Source organism: Curtobacterium sp. Leaf261 (genome assembly GCF_001422205.1).
Classification (GTDB): Bacteria; Actinomycetota; Actinomycetes; order Actinomycetales; family Microbacteriaceae; genus Curtobacterium.
On the sequence record NZ_LMMJ01000008.1, the window covers coordinates 44,696 to 63,446 of the forward strand.

The 18,751-nt window shown below is 69.2% G+C and carries 21 protein-coding genes; 12 read left to right on the forward strand and 9 right to left on the reverse strand.

Annotated features, from left to right (window positions below; all coding sequences use genetic code 11):
- Positions 1–240 precede the first annotated feature (240 nt).
- The 4 genes from ASF23_RS08460 (at position 241) to ASF23_RS08475 (ending at position 4,596) form a co-directional block, all read left to right on the forward strand.
- Positions 241–1,176 (forward strand): sugar phosphate isomerase/epimerase family protein, encoded by a 936-nt coding sequence (locus ASF23_RS08460; RefSeq protein WP_055951825.1) that lies wholly within the window; start codon positions 241–243, stop codon positions 1,174–1,176.
- Positions 1,177–1,188: 12 nt separating this feature from the next.
- The gene (locus ASF23_RS08465) at positions 1,189–2,256 is read left to right on the forward strand and encodes a 3-hydroxyacyl-CoA dehydrogenase family protein (RefSeq protein WP_082473955.1); all 1,068 of its coding nucleotides are present in this window, start codon (positions 1,189–1,191) and stop codon (positions 2,254–2,256) included.
- The gene (locus tag ASF23_RS08470) at positions 2,253–3,020 is read left to right on the forward strand and encodes an SDR family NAD(P)-dependent oxidoreductase (RefSeq protein ID WP_055951827.1); all 768 of its coding nucleotides are present in this window, start codon (positions 2,253–2,255) and stop codon (positions 3,018–3,020) included. The genes ASF23_RS08465 and ASF23_RS08470 overlap by 4 nt, the downstream gene beginning before the upstream one ends.
- Before the next feature lie 226 nt (positions 3,021–3,246).
- Positions 3,247–4,596 (forward strand): MFS transporter, encoded by a 1,350-nt coding sequence (locus ASF23_RS08475; protein ID WP_055951830.1) that lies wholly within the window; start codon positions 3,247–3,249, stop codon positions 4,594–4,596.
- A 51-nt stretch (positions 4,597–4,647) separates the two neighbouring features.
- Here the strand turns inward: ASF23_RS08475 and ASF23_RS08480 are convergent, their stop codons facing one another.
- A complete protein-coding gene (locus ASF23_RS08480; RefSeq protein WP_055951833.1) occupies positions 4,648–5,367 on the reverse strand; it encodes a GntR family transcriptional regulator in 720 nt (239 codons plus the stop codon).
- A 123-nt stretch (positions 5,368–5,490) separates the two neighbouring features.
- Between ASF23_RS08480 and ASF23_RS08485 the strand changes: the two genes are divergently transcribed.
- Positions 5,491–5,967 (forward strand): hypothetical protein, encoded by a 477-nt coding sequence (locus tag ASF23_RS08485; protein WP_055951836.1) that lies wholly within the window; start codon positions 5,491–5,493, stop codon positions 5,965–5,967.
- On the opposite strand, the gene ASF23_RS08490 is transcribed toward ASF23_RS08485, so the two are convergent.
- The gene (locus ASF23_RS08490) at positions 5,964–6,845 is read right to left on the reverse strand and encodes an aminoglycoside phosphotransferase family protein (RefSeq protein WP_055951839.1); all 882 of its coding nucleotides are present in this window, start codon (positions 6,843–6,845) and stop codon (positions 5,964–5,966) included. The genes ASF23_RS08485 and ASF23_RS08490 overlap by 4 nt on opposite strands.
- Positions 6,846–6,913: 68 nt before the next feature.
- Between ASF23_RS08490 and ASF23_RS08495 the strand changes: the two genes are divergently transcribed.
- On the forward strand, positions 6,914–7,564 hold the full coding sequence (locus ASF23_RS08495) for a GNAT family N-acetyltransferase (protein WP_055951840.1): 651 nt from the start codon (positions 6,914–6,916) through the stop codon (positions 7,562–7,564).
- 59 nt (positions 7,565–7,623) lie between these two features.
- Positions 7,624–8,133: a hypothetical protein gene (locus tag ASF23_RS08500; protein WP_055951843.1), complete on the forward strand. Its 510-nt coding sequence runs from the start codon at positions 7,624–7,626 to the stop codon at positions 8,131–8,133.
- Between the two features lie 163 nt (positions 8,134–8,296).
- Here ASF23_RS08500 and ASF23_RS08505 read toward each other — a convergent pair whose 3' ends face one another.
- Entirely contained in the window at positions 8,297–8,713 is a 417-nt protein-coding gene (locus ASF23_RS08505) for a MarR family winged helix-turn-helix transcriptional regulator (RefSeq protein ID WP_055951846.1), read from the reverse strand.
- 66 nt (positions 8,714–8,779) lie between these two features.
- Here ASF23_RS08505 and ASF23_RS08510 point away from each other — a divergent pair, with 66 nt between their 5' ends.
- Entirely contained in the window at positions 8,780–9,736 is a 957-nt protein-coding gene (locus ASF23_RS08510) for a quinone oxidoreductase family protein (RefSeq protein WP_055951849.1), read from the forward strand.
- A gap of 8 nt (positions 9,737–9,744) precedes the next feature.
- On the opposite strand, the gene ASF23_RS18285 is transcribed toward ASF23_RS08510, so the two are convergent.
- The 3 genes from ASF23_RS18285 to ASF23_RS08520 form a co-directional block, all read right to left on the reverse strand.
- Positions 9,745–10,653, reverse strand: a complete 909-nt coding sequence (locus ASF23_RS18285; RefSeq protein WP_156364393.1) for a hypothetical protein — start codon at positions 10,651–10,653, stop codon at positions 9,745–9,747.
- A 190-nt stretch (positions 10,654–10,843) separates the two neighbouring features.
- Positions 10,844–11,317, reverse strand: a complete 474-nt coding sequence (locus tag ASF23_RS18290) for a hypothetical protein (RefSeq protein WP_156364395.1) — start codon at positions 11,315–11,317, stop codon at positions 10,844–10,846.
- A 158-nt stretch (positions 11,318–11,475) separates the two neighbouring features.
- Positions 11,476–12,195, reverse strand: a complete 720-nt coding sequence (locus ASF23_RS08520; protein WP_055951855.1) for a hypothetical protein — start codon at positions 12,193–12,195, stop codon at positions 11,476–11,478.
- Between the two features lie 661 nt (positions 12,196–12,856).
- On the opposite strand from ASF23_RS08520, the gene ASF23_RS08525 reads away from it, so the two are divergent.
- Positions 12,857–13,771 carry a hypothetical protein gene (locus ASF23_RS08525; protein WP_055951858.1) on the forward strand — a complete coding sequence of 305 codons (915 nt, stop codon included), beginning with the start codon at positions 12,857–12,859 and terminating at the stop codon, positions 13,769–13,771.
- Positions 13,772–14,343: 572 nt separating this feature from the next.
- Here the strand turns inward: ASF23_RS08525 and ASF23_RS08535 are convergent.
- Positions 14,344–14,769, reverse strand: a complete 426-nt coding sequence (locus tag ASF23_RS08535) for a hypothetical protein (RefSeq protein ID WP_055951864.1) — start codon at positions 14,767–14,769, stop codon at positions 14,344–14,346.
- A 154-nt stretch (positions 14,770–14,923) separates the two neighbouring features.
- Here ASF23_RS08535 and ASF23_RS08540 point away from each other — a divergent pair, with 154 nt between their 5' ends.
- On the forward strand, positions 14,924–15,301 hold the full coding sequence (locus tag ASF23_RS08540; RefSeq protein WP_055951867.1) for a hypothetical protein: 378 nt from the start codon (positions 14,924–14,926) through the stop codon (positions 15,299–15,301).
- 153 nt (positions 15,302–15,454) lie between these two features.
- Here ASF23_RS08540 and ASF23_RS18295 read toward each other — a convergent pair whose 3' ends face one another.
- Together ASF23_RS18295 and ASF23_RS08550 are read right to left on the reverse strand one after the other, a co-directional pair.
- On the reverse strand, positions 15,455–15,895 hold the full coding sequence (locus tag ASF23_RS18295) for a hypothetical protein (protein WP_156364397.1): 441 nt from the start codon (positions 15,893–15,895) through the stop codon (positions 15,455–15,457).
- 143 nt (positions 15,896–16,038) lie between these two features.
- Positions 16,039–17,337, reverse strand: coding sequence for an NAD(P)/FAD-dependent oxidoreductase (locus tag ASF23_RS08550; RefSeq protein WP_200919331.1), 1,299 nt, complete (start codon positions 17,335–17,337; stop codon positions 16,039–16,041).
- Positions 17,338–17,615: 278 nt separating this feature from the next.
- Here ASF23_RS08550 and ASF23_RS08555 point away from each other — a divergent pair, with 278 nt between their 5' ends.
- Both ASF23_RS08555 and ASF23_RS08560 read left to right on the forward strand, forming a co-directional pair.
- Positions 17,616–18,182, forward strand: a complete 567-nt coding sequence (locus ASF23_RS08555; protein ID WP_156364399.1) for a hypothetical protein — start codon at positions 17,616–17,618, stop codon at positions 18,180–18,182.
- Between the two features lie 139 nt (positions 18,183–18,321).
- Positions 18,322–18,750, forward strand: a complete 429-nt coding sequence (locus tag ASF23_RS08560; RefSeq protein ID WP_055951876.1) for a phage holin family protein — start codon at positions 18,322–18,324, stop codon at positions 18,748–18,750.
- The last annotated feature ends 1 nt before the right edge of the window (position 18,751 follow it).

An 18,751-nucleotide genomic window follows, 5' to 3' on the forward strand; every position in this document is an offset into this window, starting at 1 on the left:
CCCCTGTCGTTCGGGCGGACGGTCTCCCCGTCGGCCGGCACTCTGAGCGTAGTGAACGGCGAGGATCCATCAGGTCAATCAAGAGGATGATCTGTGGCTGCCGTGACCGGGACTCGGTGCCGTGTGCGGCCACTGGATGGAGGTTGCGCAGCCGCTGATCGTCGGTAGCATCTCCTATAGGATCTATGTCTCGAAGCCGAGGCCGCGATCGACCCTCTCGAACGACTGCAACGGAGCAAGATGCCGCAGAGCGCTGCCTTCACCGCCGACACGTGGCCGATCGCCACCTGCATGCACGGGTTCACGCCCATCGCCCCCGACGGCGTGGCGATGCACGACGCCGCCCCGGAGGTCTGGGACGACATGTTCACCCAGATCGAGGACGTCGGGTTCACCCTCGCGGAGCTGGCGGACAGCCACGTCCGTCCCGCCGACCTCGAGGCCTCGCGCCGCGACGAGTTCCTCGCCATCGCGAAGTCGCACGGCGTCGGCGTCCCGTCCGTGCACCTGCAGCGTCGGAGCATCATCATGCCGGGGCACGAGGAGAGCAACCTCGACTACGCGCACCGCACGATCGACGCGTGCGCCGAGTGGGGCATGCAGGTGTTCTCAACGGGCCTCCACCAGCCGTTCAACGACGCCCAGAAGCAGGCGCTGTGGTTCTGGACGGCGCAGGGCCCGAAGGACCCCGACGACCCGGACGTGTGGAACGCCGCCGTCACCCGACTCCGCGAGCTCGGTCGGCACGCCGGGGACCTCGGGCTCCGGATGTCCCTCGAGATGTACGAGGACACCTACCTCGGCACGGCCGACAGCGCCGTCCGGCTCGTCGAGGAGATCGGCCTCGACAACGTCGGCCTGAACCCCGACGTGGCGAACCTGATCCGCCTGCACCGCCCGGTCGAGAACTGGCGCGAGCTGTTCGCCAAGACGCTGCCGTACGCGAACTACATGCACGTCAAGAACTACACGCGCGACGAGGCTGCCGACCAGAGCTGGGCGACCTCGGTCCCGTCGACGATGGAGACCGGGCTCATCAACTACCGGCAGGTGTTCCGCGACGCCGTGGACGCCGGGTTCGACGGGATCATCATGACCGAGCAGTACGGCGGGGACAGCCTCGGCGTCTGCGCGACCAACCAGCGCTACATCCGCACACTGCTCCCCAAGGGCTGAGGAAGAAGCACCATGAGCATCGAGATCAAGACCATCGCCATCGTCGGGTCCGGGTACATGGGCGGCGGGATCGCCCAGGTCCTCGCGCTCTCCGGCGCCACCGTCCGGATCGCCGACATCTCCGAGGAGATCGCGCGGAAGAACTACGACCGGCTCCTCGAGGAGGCGGCGCAGTTCGTCGCCGACGACCTGTTCCCGGCCGACGCCGTCGAGCGCATCCGCGCGAACGTCAGTCCCGCCGCCTCGATCGAGGAGGCCGTCGCGGACGCCGACTTCATCGAGGAGGCGGTCCCGGAGAAGCTCGAGATCAAGCACGCGACCCTCGCCCGGATCAGCGCTGCGGCCCGGCCGGACGCGGTGATCGGCTCGAACACCTCCACGATCCTCATCGGGTCGTTGGCCGAGGCGGTGACGAACCCCGAGCGGTTCCTCGGGGTGCACTTCTCGAACCCCGCGCCGTTCATCCCCGGTGTCGAGGTCATCCCGCACGCCACCACGGCCGAGTCCGCGATCGCCGCCGCCGAGCAGGTCGTCGCCGCGACGGGCAAGGAGACCGCGCGCGTCAAGGACTCGACCGGCTTCGTGCTCAACCGCCTGCAGTACGCGCTCTTCGCCGAGGCGACGCAGATCGCCGACGAGGGCATCGCGAGCCCGTCGGACATCGACACGATCGTCCGCACCACCTTTGGCTTCCGACTGCCGGTGTTCGGTCCGTTCGCGATCGCCGACATGGCCGGGCTCGACGTCTACGCCTTCTGCTACGAGTCCCTGCAGACCCGCTGGCCGGAACGGTTCGCGACGCCGGACTCCCTGCAGAAGCTCGTCGACGCCGGCAAGTTCGGGACGAAGTCCGGCGCCGGGTACCTCGACGTCCCGGCCGACCGGACGCCGGAGCTCGTGGCGTACCGGAACCGGGCCTACGTGGCGATCAAGAAGCTCATGGACGAGCTCGGTCCGGCACCGATCGGGCCCGCGAGCACGGAAGCGCCCGCGACGAGCACGGAGGCAGCCGCAATCAGCACGGAGGCAGCAGGAAGCAGCACGGAGGCAGCCGCGAGCAGCACGGAGGCACACGGATGAGCGCCTTCCCGGAGCACCGCAGCGTCGTCCTGACCGGTGCCGCCTCGCCGCGGGGCATCGGCCGCGCGACCGCACACCACCTCGCCGAGCTCGGCTGGGACATCGGCATCATCGACCTCGACGACGCCGCGGCGAAGGCCGTCGCCGCGGAGATCGCCGCGCAGCACGGGGTCACCGCGGCCGGAGCCGGGGCCGACGTCGCGGACGAGGCCCAGGTGCGCACCGCCTTCGACGAGCTCGAGGCAGCGCTCCCGCAGCTCGTCGCACTCGTCAACCTCGCCGGGGTCTCGTCGCCCGTGCCGTACCTCGAGGTGACGGCGGGCGAGTGGCAGCGCGTCATGGACATCAACCTCGGCGGGGTGCACCACGCCACCCGCCGCGCCGTCGAGTCCATGGTCCCGAACGGCGTCGGACGTGTCGTCAGCCTGTCCTCCGTCTCCGCCCAGCGCGGCGGCGGGACCTTCAGCAAGACCGCCTACTCCGCGGCGAAGGCCGGCGTCATCGGCTTCTCCCGGAGCGTCGCCCGCGAGCTCGGGCACGACGGCATCACCGTCAACGTCGTCTCGCCCGGTCCCATCGACACGGACATCATGGGCGGCACGCTGACCGAGGAGCGCAAGACGGCGATGGCTGCCGACGGCGTGCTCACCCGGATCGGCACCCCGCGCGACATCGCAGCCGCGATCGCGTACCTGATCAGCGAGGACGCCGGATTCGTGACGGGCCAGACCCTGAACGTCGACGGCGGCCTCTACATGCACTGATCGATCCATCGTGCACGGTCCCTGGTCGAAGTCCCGCATCCTCATCCTCGCGCTCGGCGTCGTCCTCGTCGGCGTCGGCGTGTGGATGATCCTGCCCGGTCTCACCGGCTGAGGCGGAGCACACCACCCGGCGCCGTCCAGCACCACCCGGCGCCGTCCAGCACCACCCGCGTGACGTGCAACTCAAAGGAGAGTTCCCGTGTCAGTCCACAACCCGGCGCCGTCGATGGCATCGCTCGACAACCCAGACCTCAAGTCGGCGATCGCCAAGGCGGCGAAGCACCTCATGCCGATGCTCGTCATCCTGTACTTCGTCGCGTTCCTCGACCGCACGAACGTCGGGTTCGCCGAGAACGCGCTCAAGGTCGACCGCGGTGTCTCGGACGGCGCGTTCGCCCTCGGCGCCGGCATCTTCTTCATCGGGTACGCACTGTTCGAGATCCCGAGCAACCTGCTGCTCAAGAAGTTCGGCGCACGGTTCTGGCTCGCCCGCATCGCGATCACCTGGGGCATCGTCGCCGCGATCTTCGCCTTCACGACGAACGACACGATGTTCATCATCCTGCGCTTCGCCCTGGGGGTGACCGAGGCCGGACTCTTCCCGGGCGTCATCATGTTCCTGTCCGAGTGGTTCCCGAACAAGGTCCGCGTGCAGATGATCGCGATCTTCTACCTGGCGCAGCCGTTCTCGCAGATGATCGGTGCGCCGCTCAGCGGCGGGCTCATCAGCTTCGGGGACGCCGTGACGCCGTGGCACGGATGGCAGGTGATGTTCTTCGGCGAGGGCATCCTCGCCGTCCTCGCGGGGATCGCATCGCTCCTGCTCCTGACGAACAGTCCGCAGCAGGCGAAGTTCCTCGACGACCGACAGAAGCAGGCGCTCGCCGCGACGATGGCCCGCGAGGACGCCGCCCGCTCGGAGGACGGTCCGACCGGTGTCTGGAAGGCGATGTCGAGCTGGAAGGTCTGGTACTTCACGGTCATCTACTTCTGCCTGCAGATCGCCGTGTACGGCACGACGTTCTACCTGCCGCAGCAGGTGAGTGCGCTCATCGGGCAGGACATCGGCTGGCAGGTCGGCCTCGTCTCCGGCATCCCGTGGTTCGTCGGGCTCATCGCCTGCTACCTCATCGGGCGCCATGCGAACAGCGTCTCGCGGCGGCGCAACTGGGGCACGTTCTTCTACGTCACGACCGGCTTGTCGATCATCGCGTCGGCATGGGCCGGAGCGGTCGGACAGCCGGTGGTCGGCATCCTCTTCATCTCCCTGGCCGTGGCGAGCTTCCTGTCCGCGGGTCCGATCACCTGGGCCTACCCGACGGCGTTCCTCACCGGGGCCGCGGCCGCCGCGGGCATCGGACTCATCAACTCGCTCGGCAACCTCGGCGGGTTCGTCGCACCGCTCATGCGCACGGCCTTCAACGCGAGCGCACCGACCGAGAGCGGCGTCTGGGGCGTGGTCTCACTCGGGGTGTTCGCGTTCCTCGCGGCGCTCATGGTGTTCTGCACGAAGTTCTTCCACCGCCCGAAGTCGGACGAGTACCTCGACACGACGGCGGTGCCGGTCCCGCACTAGGAGACCGGCTCGCCTCGAGAGACGGGCGCGGTCCAGGCCGGGAGGCACGGGTCAGGACCCGTGGACCGCATCCCGTCGCGAGCGCTCCCGCACCTTTTCGACGTGCTCCCGCATCGCCGCCGCGGCAGCCTCCGGCCCGATCCGGACCGCGTCGATGACGGCCCGGTGCTCGGCCACGGCGTCCTCGGCGTCGCTGACCCCGGTGCGGACCGTCTGTCGCATCCGGTGCACCCGGGTCGAGATGGCCTCGGACATGTCGGTGAGGAACGGGTTCCGTGCCTCCTCGAAGATCCGGTGGTGGAAGGCCCAGTCGACCACGAAGTACTCGCGGATCAGGTCGACGGGCATCTCGCGGTCGTGGCCGGCCTCCCGGACGCGTCTGGTCATCGCGACGTGCTCCGCGAGGGCGCGCTCGAGGACGGGGACGACTCGCTCGGGGTCACGCGCGGCGAGGGCGGTCGCGCCGCCCTCGAGCACGATCCGTGCGTCGAAGAGCGCTTCCAACTGCTCGCCTGCGATCGGTGGGGCGACGCGATAGCCCTTGTGGGCCTCCCGTGTGACGAGACCGGTCCGTTCCAACTGGACCAGTGCCTCCCGGACCGGGGTGGGGGAGACGTGGAGGTCGCGCGCGACCGCCTCGATCGACAGGCGGGTGCCCGGCTCGATGCCGGAGTCCAGGAGCAGGTCGAGCACGAGGTCGTAGACGCGGTCGCGCAGTCCTCGTCGCTCCGGCCGCGACGACGCGTCGTGGAAGAAGGTGGTGTCCGCCATGCGGTCTCCGGGGGTCGGGCGCCTGGGCGCGATCGGCGCGATCCAGGGGGCCCGGGTCCCGCACTGCCACCGTAGATCACCGACCGGTCGAGGACCGTCGGGCCCGCGGCGTAGGCTCCCCGGATGGACACCACGACGACCGGTCCAGGGCGGTACGCGATCCACCTCGTCATCGCGGCGGTCATCGCGTTCCCGCTCGGCTTCCTGTTCTTCGCGCTCGGACTCGGGCTCGCGATGTCCGGGGCACTCGTCGCCGCGCCGCTCGCGCTGGTGGTGCCCTGGCTGGCGTTCTGGGGCCTCGACGCCGTGCTCGTCCGGCGGCGGCGGTCCTGGGCCCGCGCACTCGGGGTCACCGTCGTGTTCATGCTCGGTGCGGTGATCGGCGCGACCGCCCGGCAGTCCACCGGCGGTGACGCGACCGTGCCGCTCCTCGTCGGGTCGGTCGTCGGCGCGGTGCTCGGCGTCGTGCTGTCGCGCCTGCCGATGCAGCTGACGGGGGAATCGGACACCGACCGGGCCCTCGACATCGCACGGACCGACGAGGCATCCGCGGCGGATGCCGCCGCGGAGGTCCCCGAGGACACGCTCCCGCGGCCCTAGACCGTCCGGTGCTCCGCGAGCACCCGCTCGAGGATGTCCCACGCCCGACCGGGCGGCGGCGACACCGTCCCGGACACCCCCGTCGCCACGACCATCGCCTTCCAGAGCGCCCATCCGCGTGCCCTGGCCCAGGTGTCGGCGTCGAGGTCGACCGCCTCGCGGAACACCCGCCGGGCGTCGTCGTCGAACAGCTGCCACGCGATGACCAGGTCGCACGCCGGATCGCCGACCGCGCACCCGCCGAAGTCGATCACCGCCGAGAGTGCCCCGGCGTCGTCGACGAGCAGGTTCCCGGTCGCGACGTCCCCGTGGATCCACACCGGGTCCGCCGTCCACGTCGAGCCGAGCGCCGCGTCCCACACCCGCCGGGCGGTGTCGGTGTCGATCCGTCCCTCGAGCGCCGTCAGCGCGGTGCGCGCCTGGTCGTCGTAGACCGAGAGCGACCCGCCACGGTGGAAGTTGTGCTCGCCGGCGGGTGGGGCATCCGTCGTGTCGGCGGACCGCAGGGCGCCGAGGAACCCCGCGAGGTCGACGGCGAACCGTTCCAGGTCTGCGATCACCGGCGCAGACGACGGACGTCCGGGACGCCACGCGTACACCGCCCACGGGAACGGGTAGCCGGACCCCGGACGCCCGAGCGCGAGTTGCTCGGGGATCGGGAGCGGGAGCTGCGGCGCGAGGACCGGCAGCCACCGTCGCTCCTTCTGGACCTGGTCGACGTACCAGGGCGCGCTCGGCAGCCGGACGCTCATCGTGTCGCCGAGCCGGTACGTCCGGTTGTCCCAGCCCTGCAGGTCCGGTTCCCGGAGCGGCAGGTCCGCCCACGCCGGGAACTGCTCGGCGACGAGTGCCCGCGCGAGGTCGACGTCGATGTCCATGCGCCCACTCTGCCGGGCCGCTCCGTCACAGTCGAGCACCCGGCGCCGCCACTTCGTACGATCGACGCATGACGACGACCATCGCGGACGTCTGGCCGCTCTTCGCCCTCCGCCTCCGGACCCCGCGCCTCGAGCTCCGACCGGCGCGCGACGAGGACCTTCCGGGCCTCGTCGACGCCGCGCTCGCCGGGGTGCACGACCCGGCGACGATGCCGTTCGGTGTGCCGTGGACGGATGCGTCGCCCGAGGACCTGCCCGCGGCGTTCGCGAAGCACCTCTGGGACCAGCGCGTGCGGGTGGCGCCAGAGTCCTGGACGGTCGAGTTCGCGGTCCTCGAGGACGGCGCCCCGATCGGGGTGCAGGAGCTGAGCGCGCAGGCGTTCGCGGTCCGGCGGACGGTGACGAGCGGGTCCTGGCTCACCCTGGACCGTCACGGTCGTGGACTGGGGACCGAGATGCGCGCGGCACTCCTGTTGTTCGCGTTCGATCACCTGGAGGCGGAGTTCGCCGAGTCCGGCGCGCTCGTCTGGAACGCCGCGTCGCTCGGGGTGTCCCGGAAGCTCGGCTACCGCGACAACGGCACGGCGCGGGTGCAGACCCGGCCCGGACACCTCGACGAGGAGCAGCTCGTCCGGCTCGCCCGCCAGGACTTCGTCCGCCCGACCTGGCAGCTCCGCGTCGACGGCCTCGACGCAGCACGACAGGCGCTGGTCCGCTGAACGCACTGCCGGCGGGACACTGACCGGGCGCCACCTCGCCGCCGAGTACCGTCCGAGGCATGCACACACCACGCCGTCCCGGAGCCGTCCTCGTCACCGCGATCGCCGCGGCGCTCCTGCTGGCCGGGTGCAGCAACGGCGGTGCACAGAGCCAGGGCGACGCCAAGCAGCCGGGGGACGACGTCAAGGCATCGGCGGACAGCTCGACGTGCGCCCAGGCGAGCCAGGACGTGGTGAAGGCCATCGACTCCGCGAACACCAGCGGGACGAACATCATCCTGGCCGACGTGGTGTCGTCCGGCGGCGTCTGGTACGTCTCCACGAACCTGAGCGGCTCCGACGTCGACGAGAACGGCAGCCCGGTCATCGGTCTCTGGGGCACCAGCACCGACCCCACGAAGGACTCGTTCTCCGGGACGCTCACCCCGGTGAACGCGGCGGCGAAGAAGTTCACCGACGCCTCGGCGTCCTCGATGGCGACCACCGGCGCATCCGACTACTCAGCGTCCGGCGCCGCCGCGAAGCGTGTCGTCGCCTGCGCGAAGACGGACGCGGCGACCGTCCAGTAGCGCGGTCTGCCGGACTCCGGCGTGACGGACGGGAGGGACGGTGCCAGATCTGTACCCACCGGACCAGGTCCGGCGCAGTACCGCGNTGACGGACGGGAGGGACGGTGCCAGCTGGCACCGTCCCTCCCGTCCGTCACGCCGTCACCACGCGAGCCGCTCCCGATCAGGTCCCGACGATCCGACCCAGGAATGCGGCGAGCCGGTCGCGGTCGGCGGTCGGGAGGTCGCGGAGCAGCGGCTCGAGGGTCGCGAAGGTCCGTTCCTCGACCTCCGCCGCGAAAGCGTGTCCCTGTGCTGAGAGCGCCACCGTGAAGCCGCGCCCGTCGCCGACCGCCGGTTCGCGCACGACCAGGCCACGTCGTTCGGCGCGGCCGATCAGCCCGGACGTGCTCGAGCGGTCCGTGCCGAGCGCCGCCGCCAGCTCGGCCATCCGCAACTGTCGGTCCCGGAGGATCGCGAGCATCCGCAGTTGCGTCAGGGACATGTCCTCCTCGGCGGACAGCCTCGTGAGTCGGCCGATCACCTCGAACGACAGGCGTGCGAGCAGCTCGGGGAGTTCGCGTTCCTCCGGCGTTGACATGGTTGGGGTTCCCCACTAATTTGATTGGTGTCCCCAACCATATCGTCCGCAGACCGGAAGGCCGCCATGCACGCCGCAGTCGTCACCTCGTTCGACGCCGCCCCCGAGTACCGCGAGGTACCCACGCCCGTGCCGGACTCCGGCCAGGAACTCGTCACCGTGCTCGCCTCGGCCGTCCATCCCCGCGTCCGGTCGCAGGCCGGCGGCACGCACTACACGAGTACCGAAGAGCTCCCGCTCGTCCCCGGCATCGACGGCGTCGGCCGCACGGCGGACGGTGCGCTCCGGTACTTCGTCCTGCCCGACACCACGATCGGTGCCATGGCCGAGCAGACGCTCATCGACCCGCGTCGGAGCGTCGTCCTCCCCGACGGCGTCGACCCGGTCCTCATCGCCGCCGCGATGAACCCCGCGATGTCCTCGTGGATCGCGTTCCGCCGCCGGATCGACTTCCGGCCGGGGTCCCGCGTCCTCGTGATGGGCGCCACCGGTAACGCGGGGCGGATGGCGGTCCAGATCGCCAAGCGTCTCGGAGCCGGCCACGTGACGGCTGCCGGCCGGAACCCGGCAGCGCTCGCACAGCTGCCGGCGCTCGGCGCAGACCGCGTCGTCGACCTCGGGCGGGACGCATCGCTCGTGTCGGCGGACCTCGCCGCGGTCGGCAGGGACGTCGACGTCGTGCTCGACTACCTCTGGGGCGACTGGGCAGCGACCGCCCTCACTGCGATCGTCCCCGCACGGGACGACGACTCGCAGCCGTTGACGTGGATCCAGATCGGGTCGGTCACCGGTCCGACGGCACCGATCCCGTCCGCGGCACTCCGCGCCGCGGACCTGCGCATCATCGGGAGCGGCCAGGGCTCGGTCTCGCCCCGGGACATCCTGGCCGAGCTCCCCGGGCTCGCCACCGAGGTCAGTTCCGGGGTGTACGACATCGCCGCGCGGTCCGTCCCGCTCCGCGACGTCACCGCAGCGTGGACCGAGGACACGAACGACCGGATCGTGATCACGCCGTCGCGGTGATCGATCGGTCAGCGGGCACGGAAAGCAGGCTCAGTCAGATCGACTCGCCAACCCGTGTCCTGGTCGTTGCGACGTGCTCGCACGTGGCCAGAACGCCCTTCGCTGTCCCAGATTCGCGTAGCAACGCCCGCGAGACTCGCCTGTGCGCGCCGGAGTGATTTTGGAGATGCCGGAGGTTTGGTCGACGCGGTCTGAAACACGCGGCCAGACCGGATGGCGATACGACTTATGTCGGCATCCGTGGGCAGGGGCTTACGGCCTGGCCGGTACGGCGCGATGAGTGCGACCGCGTCATCCGCGACAAGCCGGTCCCAAGTCGGTTCGTAGTGAGCATTATCGCTCCCATGGTGAGGCACCTTGAACAAGGTGGCGAGACCATCAGGATGGTGCGTGAGGTCCACAGCCTTCCAGCCACAGCCGCTCGGGCCGATGATCAGATCCGCACCGAGAAGGGCAGAGATATCGCCGACTGTGATCCAAAGGGCAATTGCACACTCGTTGGGATCAGTCGCCGAGAGCTTCCTCCGTGCACCCGCTTGACCGAGCCCCATCGCAAACCGCTGACGCGCACGTTCAGTGGCCTGGTCCGACGGAGAGAGCGCAATGACTTTCGCTGACGGGGCGGAAGCTGAACCGGCACGGGAATAGAGCACCCGTTGTTCAACTGCTCGGGTGAATGGCAGAACCCCGGCACTCTTAGAGCGCCTTTGCGCTTCCTCCATGACGCGACGATACTCGCTGCGAACGGACTTCTTCAGGAGCTTCTCTATCTCTTCATCAGCTCCAACATCAGCCAGGAACTCTTCGGCAATCAGGGCGGAGGAGGCGACGAATCGGGCGGAGTGGGAAGCCATATAGATGTCAGCAACGCCGGCGATGTGATCATCATGCGCATGGGTAGCGATCACCAGTTTCACAGCCGTTGTGACATCAACGTCGATTGCCGCGAACTAATCCAGGACGGGGTGTGCTCGAGTACGTTGATCGCGGCATGAATCAACGGTCAGCCACTCTCCGTTCCCGAGGTGCACGGCCAGTGCCTCTCCCTTGCCCGGACCGAAGATGGATACCTCCAGCTCACCAGCCTTGGGACGGGTGTACTCCATGCTAGTCGCCGAGGAGTCGCTCAAGCTCCCTCGCTTTTCTGTGAGCAGCGAGCTGGATGGAGTCAAGTTCCGCTTGTGTCCACCTACCCAGCCGGCGCATCCGTATAGAAGTAGTTTTGCTCGGCCCGAACTGGCTATTCACGGAGCGGACGGTCACGTAGACGACGTCTCCAAGAGTCAGATCTTCGTCGAACCCGAGCTGGCTGCGTTCGAATTCTGCCATAAACGTCGAGTTGTCACTCGGATCCTCCAGCTCCGCCACGAAAAATTCACGATCGAGCTCGCGCACTACGCCGGTCCAGGACTTCAGAGCATCGACTCGGTAGGAGGATGGGACGAACGGTGGACGACGGTCGGTGCGCTGAGCGTGTGGGGTGGGGGGCATCGATGCAGTGGTGGCGCCGGTGGTCTGCTGGCCGTCCGCGAGTGCGACCGAGCCGCTGGAATGGTTTCCCCTGAAGCCGAACGTTGACACGAAAGCGCTACTGTTAGTTACGGATCCGGACGCAGTCTGGGTTTCACCCGCCCGTACGACCGTATCTTCACTGAATGCCCAAGTCTCCGACTCCTGTCCGAGCTGCCATGTCTGCTGCGATGCGGATGCGGTGGGGGTAATAACGCCCGTTCTCGTTTTCACAGTGCCTCTTCCCCACCGAGCTCGACGACCCGGGACTCCGCCACCGTTGCTCGCGCTAGAGAAGCATCCCAATTTGCTTGTAACACGTTGATCACAGACTCCACATGCTGGCTCGACGGCGGACCGATCTCTGTGATCTGCCACGATCCTTCTAGCTCTGACGCTTGGGTCGCTGTGAACTGGTAGTGATCGTTGTTTTGAATATAGACGGACTGGGGAAACTGCTGCGAGGGCTCAACGCGAATTTGAACGCGGCCTACGTGGTCGTCTGGACGGGCACCCCATAGAATCACCGAGCGCATTCCTGGCGACTGCAGGACGCCGTCCCAGGGAGACTTCGGTGCGAGTACGTGCCCGATGCGGTTGTACGAGTGGATCGAGTCCATGGTCACATGAACGTCGTGATTGATTCCGACAGCTGCGACCGGAGTGCCCGTGAGGGCGCGGAGCGTTCCAATCACGGCATCGCGGAGTCGCACAAACTCTTCCGGCTCGGTCGTGCTTAGTTGCAGCATGCTTGTATTGGCCGTCAGCCGCAGCCACCCCATCTGAAACGAAGTGACTTCGTTGGATACAACGCCCATCTCAGCCTGCTCTCGCTCGGAGCGGCCGATCAGCAGCTCGTCGAAGAACCAGAGTGGCGAAAAGACCGCTGGATTGAACTGTCCGAGCACGACAACGGACAGGCTCTCGGCGGCGATACCGCGTGATGCCATGGCTCTCCTTGCTCAGTGGTGCGAACATGGGACGCCCTCGACAGTAGCGGATCCCGCCCTACGGACCCATGGGAACTTCTGAGCAACTTGTTGGCGGGGTGGATGAGGAGCGGTGACCAGCCACGCTGTCGGATGCGACTGAAAGTCGAACTCGTGGTCCGCGACGCCGTGCCCGGCCGCCGTTACCTTGCGATGTCGATGTGACTACCTGCATGACCGCGAACATGAGTGTCCACCCGGGCGACTTGGGCCGATCGACGGAGACGGGCGGCAGCACGTAACGCTAGGCCGCGCATCGGTCGCGGCGGTCGTGGACATGGAGCGACCAGGGCGGACACCAGTGCGCGAGGGTGAGTATGCCTCGGGTAACGGCGCTGCAGCATCAATGACGCAGGACAACGCTCCGGCCCACGCCGGTGGCCCCGTATCCCACCCACAGTCCGAGCGCATACCGGGACTGCCGTGTGCTGCTGCTCCAGCTGATGCCTTGCGCCACAACCAAGCTCAAAAGAGATGCAACTGCCGCGCCAGCAATGACTCCGCGCGTAGGTGTTCCGAATTGCCGTCTGGTGAACGGGTGCTCAACGGAGCACCACGTCAGGTCTGGATCGCAACGGACTAGACGGTGCCAGCTGGCACAGTCCCTCCCGTCGATCAGTCAGTGCGGAAGCGCTACTCCGAGAGCGACCATGGCCCGGTCGAGGAGGCGTACCTCGCTGCGTTCACCGCCGTCGCCGAGGACGCGGGCGTCGACCGAGTCCTCCTCCGCGAGCCCGCCGTAGCAGGCTTCATCGACTTCGGACTCGAGCCGAACGTCGACGGGCACGGCCTCCGTGGACTGTTCCCCAGGGACCTGACCGGGTACCACGACGGCGCATCCGTCCCGTTGGACACCGCGCGGGAGCTGCTGCGGGGGATGCTCCGGGACCAGGGCGCATGGTGTCGTCTCGAGGTGGACGGCCGCTTCACCGCCCACGTCGGCTACGACCAGTACCTCTACCTCGCAAGCAGCGCACCGCCGGATCGTGCGATCGCGCTCATCGAGCTGTCGGGATTGTTCGCCGAGCGCATCGACGAGTCTCCGTTCCTGTGGGAGTCCGACGACCCTCCCGCCCGTGCGGCGGACCGCGCGTTCTGGGACGAGGTCGTGGCGCTCGTCTCGTCGCGTGGTCCGCTCCTGCTGGAGGAGGCCTTCGTCCAGAACGCCTCCCGCTGGCACCGGCTGACCCCGGAGTGGATCGAGCAGGTGCGCGCGGGTCTGACGCCGCGGTCTCAGCTCCTGCTGTGGCCCGATCTGTCGACCGACCTGCGGATGGTCCGCAGGGAGCTCCGCCGGGCGCTCCGGCACCGACTGGCGAACGTCGTACCGGAAGATGAGCTGGGGGTGCTCACTGATCGGTACCTGTTCCGACGGCGCGGAGTGACGGCTGCGCTGGCCGGAGTCCGTGCCGCGAGGGTCATGCCGGTGCTGGTCGACGAGGACCGCCCCTTGGCGGCCGCGGTCCTGCCGGATCCCGACGGCGTCCTCCGGGCCCGGTGGACGCCGTCGATCGAGTCGAGTGCGGGGCACTCGTAGATCTTCGACCCGTTGGACCAGGGGACACCGGCGCCTCGACGATCCGGATGTGGCTATGGACCCGCCTCCGTCCGTCTCCTGAGGCGCGATCGTGTGACTGCGACTCGGTCGCCAGCGGCTTGCGCTACCGGGGGTCCTGTTGCCCACGCGTCGCAGGCGGTTTGATGACTCCATGCTCGACATCCGCACCAGGTGGTCTCGTTCCACCGCAGCGTTCGCTGTCTCCGTCGATCCGGGCGCGGCGCGAGAGGCCTTGGTGTCGGCCATCGCTGGGACACGAGGACTCCACGTCCGCTACGTCACCGAGCGGACGGTCGTCCTCATGTCGTCGCTGGGATGGGCGACGTGGGGTGAGCTCGTCACGGTCGAACTCCAGCCGAAGCATGGTGGAGGCACGGATGTCTCCGTGAGGACGGCTCCACCAGTGCCACTCACGCTCTTCGACTTCGGTCAGGGTGCGAAGGACATCCGCGTCGTCCACGACGTTCTCACTCGTGCGGCACAGTAGGCGATCGACCACCGAACGACCGACTCTCCCACTGCGTGCATTCGGAGATCCGGGATCGTGACGGTTACTCCTCGGACCGGGTCGGTCGACGGCGTCGTCGACGGACGGCGATGGCCATCGCGAGGACCGCGCCGCCACTGACTGCGAGCAGGAGGCCACCGACCACTGCACCGAGGGCCGCGTTCTCCCGCTGGCCGTCGTTGCTCGACAGGCCGGCGGCGCCGAGGAGCAGCCCGAGCCCCGTGAACATGAGGACCGAGAACCCGGCCGCAGCCCAATGACCGCGAGTCACCCGCGGACGTTCTCGCCCGCGGCCCTGCCATGCAGCGCCGAACGCTGAACCGTATCCGGCGAGGACAGCGACGGCGATGGGGAACACCGTGCTGAGGGCGACGACCGATGCCCCACTCGCGAGGAAACCTGCGAGCCAGGGGACCCACCACCGAATGCCGGCCGCGTGCTCAGCATCGTCGTCCGGGGTTGGCTCCACGGATGGAGCGTACTTGCGCAGCGGTTGGAAGGGTGGCGCACGACCCAGGTCGACGTTCGGGACTCAGCGCCCACCGACGACGTCATCCGCCTCGACGAGGACGTGTCGCTCAACCCGCGGGCAGCGTCGTCGGCTGGTCGGCAGACTGGGTCCCATGCAGCCCTCGCCGAAAGCCGACGTCACCGCAGCGCTCATCGCCCTCACCGGGCAGGGCGAGCACCCCATCGTCGTCGCCGCTGACGGGGACCGCATCACCGGCACCTGGTCCGTGAACTTGTCCGGGCAGCCGACCGGTGACGGCGGCATCACCCTCCTCGGCAACGCCACCTGGAGTTGGCACGTCACCCTCCTCGACGGAGGGGTCTACAAGGCGTCGATGAGCTCGCGCAACTGGCCCGACGGCGGCGGGTACTTCACGTTCAAGTCCTCGTGGGTCGCCGACCCGATGAAGCAGGTCCTCATCGCCCACGGTTGGCAGCGCCGGGAGAACGCGTTCGCCCGTGCGTGGGGAGCGCTGACCGGTAGGCGCTGACGGCTCTCCGAGCAAACTCCGGGTCTGGAGGGGCACAGTTCGTCGATCTCCATGCCCCGACGGTACCTGCGCGATCCGTCGTCGGGCGGGGCGTCACGCGTGTCGGGCCGTCGTCGCCGCCCTGACGAGCGGCTGGCGGGGGTGGGACGACGATCAGAACACGCGGACGGTCCGCACGACGTTCGGCAACGTGATCGGGTCGAGCACCCCGTGGTGGACCGCCCACACCACCCAGAGCATCTGGACGGGCAGCGCGATGACGATCAACGCCGTCAACACGACCATCACACCGACAGTCCACCGCAGGATCGCTTGCGGGTCCGACCGCCCCGACGGACCGCCCCGTCTGGACAGCCGCCATCCGATCATCACCACTGCGACGTCGATCGCGACCAGCCACCACGTGGGGTGCGACTGGAACTCGAACGCGCGGTCTGCGATACCGGACGCGACCACTGACACCTGCCACGTCGATGCGACGGTCTGCACGAGCAGGAACATCAGGGTCCACCCGGTCAATCGAGGCCCGTGAACGGAGACGGAACGGCGGCGCGCACCGCCATACCGGGCATCGGTCGCGGGGGTCGTGGACATGGAGGGATCATGGCAGACCCAAGCACGCGAGAGCGAGCACTCTCGCAGACGGTGGAGGTCGCGAGCGCGCTGGCGACACGGACGACGGGAGGGACGGTGCCAGCTGGCACCGTCCCTCCAGTCCGTCATGGAGCGCGGGAGCGCTACTCCGACTTCTCCAGCTGCCACGTCTCGGGCTCGCGGTCGCCGTTCGGGCGGACCGGGCGGACGTCGCCGACGATCGGGATGGCACGCTTGCGCATGAACCAGAGGTAGCGCACGAAGAAGTGCGTCAGCGTCGACAGGCGGTTGCCGTTGCCGAGGAGGCTCGCGATGTGCACGACGACCCACGCCGCCCAGGCGACCGGGCCGGTCATGGTGATGCCGCCACGGAGCTGGGCGACGGCGGCGTTCGTGCCGATCGTCGCCATGGTGCCCTTGTCGTGGTACTTGAACCGCTCGCGGGGCTTGCCGGCGAGCGTCCGCATGATCTGCTCGCCGATGTGCTCGCCACCCTGGATCGCCGGCTGTGCGAGCTGCGCGAGGGCGTCGTCCTGCGCGGCGATGTCGCCGGCCGCGTAGATGTTGTCGAACCCCTTGACCGTCAGGTCGTCGTTCACCTGGACGCGACCACCGGGGCCCTGCGGCATGCCCCAGTCGGCGACCTCCTTGTGGGCGGCGACGCCGGTCGCCCAGACGACGACCTCGGCGGGGATGAACTCGCCGCCCGCGGCGATGACACCGTCGGGGGTGACCTCCTCGACGCCGGTGTTCAGGCGGAGGACGACACCGCGGTGCCGCAGGACCTTGGCGGCGTAGCGACGGAGCCGGGGCGCGAACGGCTTGAGGAGCTCCCCGCTGCGGTGCACGAGTGTGATCGAGATGCTCGACGCGTCGATCTCCGGGTAGGCGTCCTTGAGGGCCTGGTCGCGGAGCTCGGCCATCGAGCCGGCCATCTCCACACCGGTCGCGCCGCCGCCGACGATGACGACCCGGACCTCGCTGGTGTCCTGCCCCGCGGCCGCCTTCTCGAGCTGGGTGAACAGCTCGTCGCGGATGCGGAGGGCCTGCGAGCGCGAGTACATCGAGTAGGCGTACTCGTAGGCGCCCTTCGTGCCGAAGTAGCTGGTGTTGACGCCGTTCGCGAGGACGAGGGCGTCGTAACGGATCTCCTCGCCGTCGCTGAGGGCCACCGTCTGTGCAGCGGGGTCGATCTCGCGGAGCAGGCCGTGGCGGAAGTTCGCGTTCGGCTGCTTGGCACGGAGGCTCCGCAGGAAGTAGGTGACGTCCCCGGCGTTGAGGCCACCGGTCGCCACCTGGTACATGAGGGGCTGGAACATGTTGTAGACGTGGCGGTCGATGAGCGTGACGTCGACGTCGGCGTTCCGCAGGGCCTTCATCGCGGCGATGCCGGCGAAGCCCCCGCCGACGATCACGATGTGGGGACGGGCATCCTGCGGCATGGGTTCTCCTGCGTGTTCCTCGATGCGGCCGCGGGGTCACCACGGTCTGCTGCTGCCGCGGGGTCGCCACGGGCTCGGTGCGGACGGGGCCGTGCGCGCCGTCGGGCAGGTCGTCGACACCCACCCTGACACACCTTGCGCGCGCGTGTGCGCCCGGTGGTCCGTTCGGCGGATTGCTCGGTGTTCCATCCCGCGCTCCGAGCGTCGTCATGGCGGACGCACATCGGGTGTGGCTGGGATCGTCCTGCACCACGACCGAGCGGTGCGGAGAGGCCGAGATGACCACCACGAACGACCCCGAGAACGACCAGCCCGTCGAGCCCCGCGCGGCGGAGTCCCGAGCCGAGACGCCGCGAGCCGCGGGGGCGACTGAGCCGATGGCGCCGCCGCCGACCTGGGCACGGACACCCGGTGTGGAGCCGGCTGCACACGGGACCGACCCCGCTGGCGCGCCTGCGGAGCAGCAGCCCTGGGGTGCGTGGACGACCACGGCACGGACCGGACCCCGCCCGAGGTGGCAGCTGCCGGTGGGCATCGGGGTCGGTGCGCTGATCATCGTCGCCGGAGCCGGGTTCGGAGGCTTCGCCATCGGGCACGCCCTGGGCGGTGGGTCGGGCTCCACCCAGCAGACGGTGCCGAACGGGCAGTTCCCGGGTGGGGCGCCGACGGGGTTCCCGGGCGGATCCGGGGGTACGGGTGGGAGCGGTGGCTTCGGCGGTCCGAACGGCAGCGGCTCCGGCTCGTCCGGGACCGGGACCGGGACGGGGACGGGGACCGGCACCGGGTCTGGGTCGTCCGGGACCGGGACCGGGACCGGGACCGGGAGCAGCGGTACGTCCTCCTGACGCCACTGCCGAGGGCCACCGCGGCGGAGGGCAGAACGGTCGGGCGGCGCACGATTCCGTCCCACCACGGCGCGTGCGGACGGCCCTCGGTACGGTGAACCGACCGCGCGCCACTCCGGTGCGGGCTGGAGGGAACACCATGACCGACCGTGATCGCACCGCCACCGAGGACTCCACGGGCGGAGGGTTCACCGCCGGGATCGTCCAGAAGGCGATCGCACCGCTCCTCAGGGTCCTGCGCGACGAGATCGCGTCCGCCAAGCGGGAGGTCGGGCAGCGGGTCGCCGGCGCCAAGCGCGGGCTGGTGCTGACGGCCGCCGGTGCGGTGCTGGCACTCGTCGCGGTCGGACTCGTCGCGGCGCTCGACGTGACGCTCCTGATGCTCGTCGTCCCGGCGTGGGCTGCGGTCGCCATCACGCTGGTGGTGTTCCTCGTCGCCGCAGGGATCCTGCTCGCGGTCGGCATCCGCGGGATCAGCCGCGGTGTGCCGCCGGTCCCCAGGGACACCATCGCCGCCGCGAAGAACCGCACCGAGGACACCGGCACGCACGCGCGAGCGATCGACTAGG